Annotated in this window: 4 protein-coding genes and 1 pseudogene; 2 read left to right on the forward strand and 3 right to left on the reverse strand. The window is 62.7% G+C overall.

Annotated features, from left to right (window positions below; all coding sequences use genetic code 11):
- On the forward strand, window positions 1–1,423 hold a 1,423-nt coding region (locus VMR39_RS17240; protein WP_325417318.1), incomplete at its 5' end, for an alpha-galactosidase.
- A 4-nt stretch (window positions 1,424–1,427) separates the two neighbouring features.
- Here VMR39_RS17240 and VMR39_RS17245 read toward each other — a convergent pair.
- Window positions 1,428–2,972, reverse strand: a complete 1,545-nt coding sequence (locus tag VMR39_RS17245) for a 2OG-Fe(II) oxygenase family protein (RefSeq protein WP_325417320.1) — start codon at window positions 2,970–2,972, stop codon at window positions 1,428–1,430.
- Window positions 2,973–3,162: 190 nt separating this feature from the next.
- On the opposite strand from VMR39_RS17245, the gene VMR39_RS17250 reads away from it, so the two are divergent.
- Window positions 3,163–5,673 (forward strand): TonB-dependent receptor domain-containing protein, encoded by a 2,511-nt coding sequence (locus VMR39_RS17250; protein WP_325417322.1) that lies wholly within the window; start codon window positions 3,163–3,165, stop codon window positions 5,671–5,673.
- 98 nt (window positions 5,674–5,771) lie between these two features.
- Here VMR39_RS17250 and VMR39_RS17255 read toward each other — a convergent pair whose 3' ends face one another.
- Complete coding sequence (locus VMR39_RS17255; RefSeq protein WP_325417324.1) at window positions 5,772–6,785, reverse strand: LacI family DNA-binding transcriptional regulator; 1,014 nt, start codon at window positions 6,783–6,785, stop codon at window positions 5,772–5,774.
- A 46-nt stretch (window positions 6,786–6,831) separates the two neighbouring features.
- Window positions 6,832–7,394, reverse strand: a pseudogene (locus VMR39_RS17260) (MFS transporter); the annotation flags it as partial.

Consider the following 7,394-nt stretch of genomic DNA (forward strand, 5'->3'; position numbering starts at 1 on the left):
CGACAATCTCAGCCGGGTGCGTATCAGCGGCGGCTACAACCCCTATGATTTCAGCTGGACGCTGAAACCGGGCGAAAGCCTGGACACCCCGGTTTTCTATACAGGCTATACGAACAAGGGGATGGGCGATGCCTCGCGCCGCTTCCATGCTTTCCAGCGCGCCGCTGTCATTCCCGGCGGCGCCAAGGCGAAGATCAGGCCGGTGCTCTATAACAGTTGGGAAGCTACCACCTTCAACGTGACCGAGGCCGGACAGATGGCGCTGGCCGAAAAGGCGGCGACGATCGGGGTTGAACGGTTCGTGGTCGATGACGGCTGGTTCGGCGCGCGCGACGATGACAAGGCGGGGCTGGGCGATTGGACGGTCAATCCGCGCAAGTTTCCCAATGGCCTCAAACCTCTGATCGATCGAGTGAAGGCGCTGGGCATGGATTTCGGCCTCTGGGTCGAGCCGGAGATGGTAAACGTCAATTCCGATCTCTACCGCGCCCATCCCGACTGGGTGTTGAACTTTCCGGGCCGACCCCGCACCGAGGGCCGCAATCAGTTGGTTCTCAATCTAGCCCGGACCGATGTGCGCGATCATCTGTTGGCCGTGCTGGACCGTCTGGTGAGCCAGAACGCCATCGCCTTCCTGAAATGGGATTATAACCGCAACTGGACCGAGGCGGGCTGGCCCGAAATGCGGCCTGAAGATCAGCAGCGGGTGCAGGTCCAATATGTCCGCAACCTTTACTACATTCTGTCCGAATTGCGACGGCGGCATCCGGGGCTGGAGATCGAGGGCTGTTCGGGTGGCGGCGGTCGCATCGACCTTGGCATCATGGGCCTGACCGACCAGAGCTGGACGTCGGACAATACCGATCCCTATGATCGGCTGATCATTCAGGACGGCTTTACCCAGGCCTATGCGCCGTCGATCATGATGGCTTGGGTGACGGACAGCCCCAATTGGGCGAACGGGCGCGAAACCAGTCTCGATTACCGCTTCCTGTCCGCCATTCAGGGCAGCCTTGGCATCGGGGCCAATCTGGATCATTGGCAGGACGCCGATTTCGCCACGGCCACGAAATGGATCACCGCCTATAAGTCTATTCGGGACGTCGTGCAGCGCGGCGATCTCTACCGGATCGTGCCGCCGCGGCCGGGCGCGGCGATGTCGGCGACCTTCCATGTCGCCCCGAACAAGCGCCGGGCCGTGCTGTTCCAGATGCTGCACAGTTCATCCTTCCGCGACGATGTCGAGGCGTTGCATCCGGCAGGCCTCGATCCGGCGCGCAGCTACAGGGTGCGGATGCTGGATGGATCGGCCTTGCCCGACGGCGTACCGGCGGAGGCCAGCGGCGCCTACTGGATGGAACAGGGGCTGCGCGTGAAGCTGAAGGGCGATTACAAGGGCGCGGCCTACTTGTTCGAAAGCTGATCCGTCAGCGGCGTGGTGGGCTGATGTCGAAGGCGATCGACAGCCGTTCGCCATCTGCGAACGGTACGGTACCGTGCCAGAGCGTGGACGGAAAGAGGACCAGGCGGCCGACCTTGGGTTCGATCTGGCGATAGGGCTTCAGGTCTAACCCCAGCTCCGGCGGCGGCGTGCCGAACCGCAGCCAGCCTGATGGCGTGTCACCCATTACCGAACTGTCAGGCAAGGCGATGTGCAGCGCCGAACTGATCCAGCCGACCGGATGCGTATGCGCGGCGTGAAAGCCCTCGGCGCTAAGTCGCACGGACCAGCTTCCCGCAAATCTCACCACGCCGCGCGGCGTACCGAGAAGTGGATGGCCCGGCTCGTGCGGCGGCAGGCGATCAATATAGTCGCGCACGGCCGCCTCGATCGCAGCGCGCGTCCGCTGCATGATCGGCTCATGTCGGAACAGCAGCGGTCGGTCGGTCTGGCTGCCGCCACGCACAGACTGGTCGGGGTAAGGTGCCGTTGCGGTATGAAGCGCGCGGAGAAGCTCGGCCAGATCCGACAATTCCTGCGCGTGCAGACCAATATCGGCTGCGCGGATGAGCTGGTCGGGCCGATCGAGCCATGCAGCCCGGTCATCCCCCAGCAGACGCCAGCCGATCGAAAGATAGGGCCAGAACAAGGACGCGGATGGGGAACCGAGCTGCGCCATGGCGATCTCCACGGCCCGGTCCGGCACCCCGCAGCGCAGCGCATGGCGGACACGGGCAAGCGCCAGCCCCGCATCCGGTCGCTCGGCCAATTTGTCGAACAGATCGGGCCTGTCTGCCGCCGCCCCGGATTCCGCTTCCAGATAAAGGCGCGCAACCTTGAGTGCGACGGACTCGCCGCATGCGCGTGTCGCCTCGCTCAGCACGGTGCGGGCGTCATCCCATTGCTTCGCCTTGGCCAGCCAATGGAAGCGGCCCAGGTGCAGCGCCAGATTGCGCGGTTCGATGCGGAGCGCGTCGGCAAAGCCGTCATCCGCCCGCCCGTTTGCACCGGTAAGGCAGCGCAATGTCGCGCAATAGGTGTGGCCTTCGACCCAGTCCGGTTGCTCCTCCAGCATCGCCGTCATCAATGCCAGCGCTGCGTCGACGTCGCCTTCCGCCGCGAGCGCGCCTGCATGTCCGCGCACCAGCGCCATGTCAGCAGGAGCAAGGACGCGGGCGACGGCAAATTGCGCGGCGGCACTACGCCCCGTTTCATAACGTAGTTGGGCGAGGAGGGCTTGCGTCGGCGGATCGTCCTTGGCCAAGGACGCAGCGTGCTCTGCGGCGATCAGCGCTGCTTCATGCGCCTGCATCTCGCGCAGGACCAACGCCCTCAGCCAGAAGAGCCGGGCATGGTCTGGCCAGAGCAGGCAGGACTGCTCCAATGACGAGGACAGATCGTCTCCGGCTCCCGTTCGCAGTTCTTCGAATATGGCCGACTCGATAGACCTCAGGCAATGGGCGGCATCGGGAGAAGAGGGCGATGCAGGCTGGGCCGCGGCAAGATCGGCGAGACTGCGGCGATACTCCATCCTGGCCTGATCTCCCTTATTTTTCTGCCAGAACGGTCGGTCCTGACGCTGCACTATAACAGGATGCAATCCGTTGGCGAGATGAAATGCAAACGTTTGCTGAAATATGTTGCAAAGGTTTGCAGACCGGCATATGCAGGTACCCAACCGACCGCGAAGCGATGCGCGGCGGCCCTTAAGGGAGGGGATGATGAAGACCAGCATTCAGCCAAGCCGCATTTCCACGTTCGCGCTGGCCATGGCGTGCCTTGGCGGGCCTGCCCTGGCGCAAGACGCCGCGCCCGCCGAGACTCAAGCCGCCGCCGCAGAGGAACGCGCGCCGATTAGCGGCGAGGATATCGTCGTCACCGCTGCGGCCGGCGACAAGTCGCGCTTCCGATCGTCTATTTCGGTGTCGCAGGTCAGCCAGGAAGCGATCCAGAATTTCACGCCGCGCTCCGAAGCCGAAGTGCTGCGCTCCATCCCCGGCCTCCAGCCCTCCGATACGGCAGGTCCGGGCGGCAACGCCAATATCGGCGTGCGCGGCATCCCCGTGTCGACCGGCGGCTCGGAATATGTCGCGCTTCAGGAGGACGGCTTGCCCGTTACCCTGTTCGGCGACATCCAGTTCGGCAATAACGACTATTGGCTGCGCTTCGACCAGAATGTCGAGCGGGTGGAAGCCGTGCGCGGCGGATCCGCCTCCACTTTCGCCAGCCAGGCGCCCGGCGCGGTCATCAACTATATCAGCAAGACCGGTGAGAAGGAGGGCGGCTCGATCGGCCTGTCCAAGGGCGTCGGCTTCCGCGAAACCCGCGTCGATTTCGACTTTGGCGGCCCGATCAGCGACACGTTGCGCTTCCATGTCGGCGGCTATGCTCGCGAAGGCGGCGGCCCGACCAACGAGGATTTCAACATCCTGCGCGGCTATCAGGTGAAGGCGAATCTCACCAAGGATCTGGGCGATGGTCGGGGCTTTATCCGCTTCAATTTCAAGCGGCTGGACGAACATGCGCCGACTAACACCACCATGCCGTCGCTGGTGAAGATCGACGGCAACAAGATCACCGATTTCAAGCCGCTGCCGAATTTCGATGCGCGCGACGGATCCACCTATTCCATCTACCAGCGCAGCTTCCAATATGTCGACAGCAACGGCGTGCTAAAAAATGTCGATGTGGAGGGCATCCACCCTCGCGTCACATCCGTGGGTGCGCAATTCCATTATGAGCTGAGCGATGCGCTGACCGTCGACAACAGTTTCCGCTACACCGACATGAGCGGCAACTTCACCACCCAGTTCCTGAACGTCGCGAGTACCGCCAGCGTGCTGGGATCGACCGTCAACGGCCAGACGGTGGGCGCGATCCGCTATGCGGCGGGGCCGAACAAGGGGCAGGACTATACCGGCACCTATCTGAACAATAATCCCAACATCAATACGCTGATGAAGGATATGGGCAGCATTGCCAACAATCTCGCGCTGACTGGAAAGTTCGATGTCGGCGGCGGCAAGGTCACGGTGCAGGCGGGCTGGTTCCACATGAGCCAGAATATCGTCCAGGATTGGCATGTGAACCGTCATTATAGTGCTCTGGAAGGCGAACATGCCGCCCCGCTCAACCTCTTCTCTACTACCGGCACGCAGATTACAGCGGCAGGCCAGGCCGGCTTCAACGACAATTGGGGCAATTGCTGCGCCCGCAGCGTCGATCTAAAATATACCGACGACGCGCCTTTCCTGTCCGCCAACTATTCGGGTGGCGGCTTCGACCTCGACGCCAGCGTCCGCTTCGACCGGGTACGCGGTGAAGGCACGGCGCAGGCGGGCGTCATCGGTCCCGATTATGTCGTCAACGACGAGGTCGGCAGTGCGACCATCCCATCCATGCTGCCCGGCGGCGCGATCGAGCGGATCAATTACAAGCGCAGCTATACTAGCTGGTCGTTCGGTGCGCTCTACGCCTTCGATAACAGCACCAGCATCTTCGCCCGCGTCAGCCGGGGCGGGCGGTTCAACGCCGACCGGCGGACGCTGGGTGGGAATTTCAATGCCGACGGGTCGCTCAACAGCCAGGGCGCCAGCACGGCCATCAACTTCCTCAACCAGCAGGAAGTGGGCGTAAAGCATCGTGGCTTCGTCGGCGGGTCGGGCAATTATTCGGTGGAAGTCACCGGCTTCCGCTCGACCCTCACCGAAAATAACTATGACTTCACCCGGATCAACAATCCGCCACCGAACAATGACCCGAACATCTCCAACGATTACCGGTCCTGGGGCGTGGAACTGACCGGGCGACTGAATCTCGGCAACTTCCATCTTGCCGTCGATGCGACCTGGGTGAACCCGAAGATCAGGGACAGCGCGACCGCGGCGCTGGTCGGCAACCGGCCGGGTGGCATTCCCAAGCTGACCTATCTGATCTCGCCTTCCTATGATGCGGGCCTGTTCGCGGTCGGCCTGTCGGCCAGCGGTCAGTCGAGCGCACCGAATGACGATTTCAATCTCTACACGGTGCGCGGCACGACTTTCTTCAACGGCTTCGTAAAAGTGCGGCCGGTCGAAAATCTGGAACTGGGCCTCAACGCCAACAATCTGTTCGACACGCTGGGTTATCGTGGTGGCGGCCAGTTGCTGCCGATCAGCGCGACGACCGGTATTTTCCAGAACAGCGCAGTCTATGGCCGCACGGTGACGGCATCGATCCGTTACAATTTCTGACCCTCGTCCGGCACCGGAGCGGCCGTTCCTCCTCTCCGGACCGGTCGTTTCGGCCACCTGCAAGGCCCGACTCCTTGGCGGAGCCGGGCCTTTTCTTGTCAGCTCGATTCCCGTTGCACGATCTCCGGTGCGATCTGGATCGATCCGACCTCCTCGCCCGCGAGCCGCTGGCACAACTGCTCGACCAGCAGGGAAGCCCCACGCTGAATATCCTGCCGGACGGTGGTGAGCGGCGGATTGGACAGCCGCGCCAGCGGCACATCGTCGAAGCCCACCACCGAAAGCTGGTCGGGCACGCGGATATCCTGCTCGGCGGCGGCGGTGATGACACTCATCGCAGTCACGTCGGACGCAGCGAACACGCCGTCGGGGCGACGTCCCGTCGCAAAATAGTCGGCCGCGACGCGATAGCTCGCCTCCGGAGTCACATGGGCATGGACCAGCTCGACCCGATCCCGCGTCTCAGCGGGCATGGCGGAAAGAAAGCCCTCATAGCGGGCGGCAAATTCGGGCACGGCGACATTGCCGAAAAAGGCCAGCTTTTCGCGCCCGCGTTCCAGCAGGTGCCGGGCCGCCAGCGCGCCTCCGGCCACATTGTCGGTCCCTACGGTCAGATACTGATTACGCTCCGCATGGGCGCCCCAGATGACCATCGGGCGATAATGGCTGGCGGTACGGTCCAGCACCGCGCTCTGGTTGGACTGACCGATGATGATCACACCATCGACCCGACCGGCGCGGATGAAGCTGTCCAGCCAGTCCTCGCCATCGGGCAGCACGCGGGACAGCAGCAGGTCGTAACCACGCTCCGTCAGTTCGTCCGCCAGAAAGCCCAGCATCGCCATGAAGAAAGGGTCGGACAGATGCTGCCCGCGCTCATGCCCCAATGGCAGCAGGACGGCGATCGCTCCGGTGCGACCCAGCCGCAGATTCTGCGCGGCGACATTGAGCTGGAAACCATGCTTGGCCGCCAGCTCTTGGATGCGCCGCCGGGTATCCTTGTTGAGCGCGCCCTTGGACGTCAGTGCGCGGGATACGGTCGATACCGAAACCCCCGCTATCCGGGCGAGGTCGGTTATGCTGCGGACAGGCTCGTCATGATGATCCGTCATGCCCTATCGTCTAGGCCACTGAATGGCATGGGACAATCGGGCATGTTCAGGTCCGGCGCGGTATCTTGACGATCAGCGTGGCAATTCCTGCGGCTATCATCATCATCCCGCACATCAGCAGGATATTGCGCGGATCGTTGCCCAGCAGCGGGCGATAGATGATCGGCACGATCAGCGTTTCCAGCAGCATCGGGATGACGATGAACATGTTGAAGATGCCCATATATATGCCCGTTCGCTCTGGCGGGATGGCGTTTGCCAGCATGACATAGGGATTGCCCATCATACTCGCCCAACCGATACCGATGCCGGCCATCAACAGGAACAGATGGCTGGGCTCGGCCGCGCCCGGTATCGCCAGCATTGACGCGCCAGACAGCGTGACGGCAACGGCATGGAGATAATGAGGCCCGATCCTCCGGCTGATCGGTACCATCGCGAACGCGGCGAGGCAGGCAATGGCATTGTAAAGCGCGCCCGCCTGTCCGGTCAGCAGGACCGCCTGACGGAAGCTGCTGCTCGCCGGATCGGCCGTTTCAAAAATGCTGCGAGCAATCGCGAAAGCTATGAACTGCCAATAGGCGAACATCGCGAACCATTGCAGCAGAA

Source organism: Sphingobium sp., from assembly GCF_035511395.1.
GTDB lineage: Bacteria > Pseudomonadota > Alphaproteobacteria > Sphingomonadales > Sphingomonadaceae > Sphingobium.

Coding starts and splice junctions, on each gene's coding strand:
- VMR39_RS17255 (WP_325417324.1), bottom strand. CDS start 6,785: ATGACGGATCATCATGACGAGCCTGTCCGCAGCATAACCGACCTCGCC.
- VMR39_RS17245 (WP_325417320.1), bottom strand. CDS start 2,972: ATGGAGTATCGCCGCAGTCTCGCCGATCTTGCCGCGGCCCAGCCTGCA.
- VMR39_RS17250 (WP_325417322.1), top strand. CDS start 3,163: ATGAAGACCAGCATTCAGCCAAGCCGCATTTCCACGTTCGCGCTGGCC.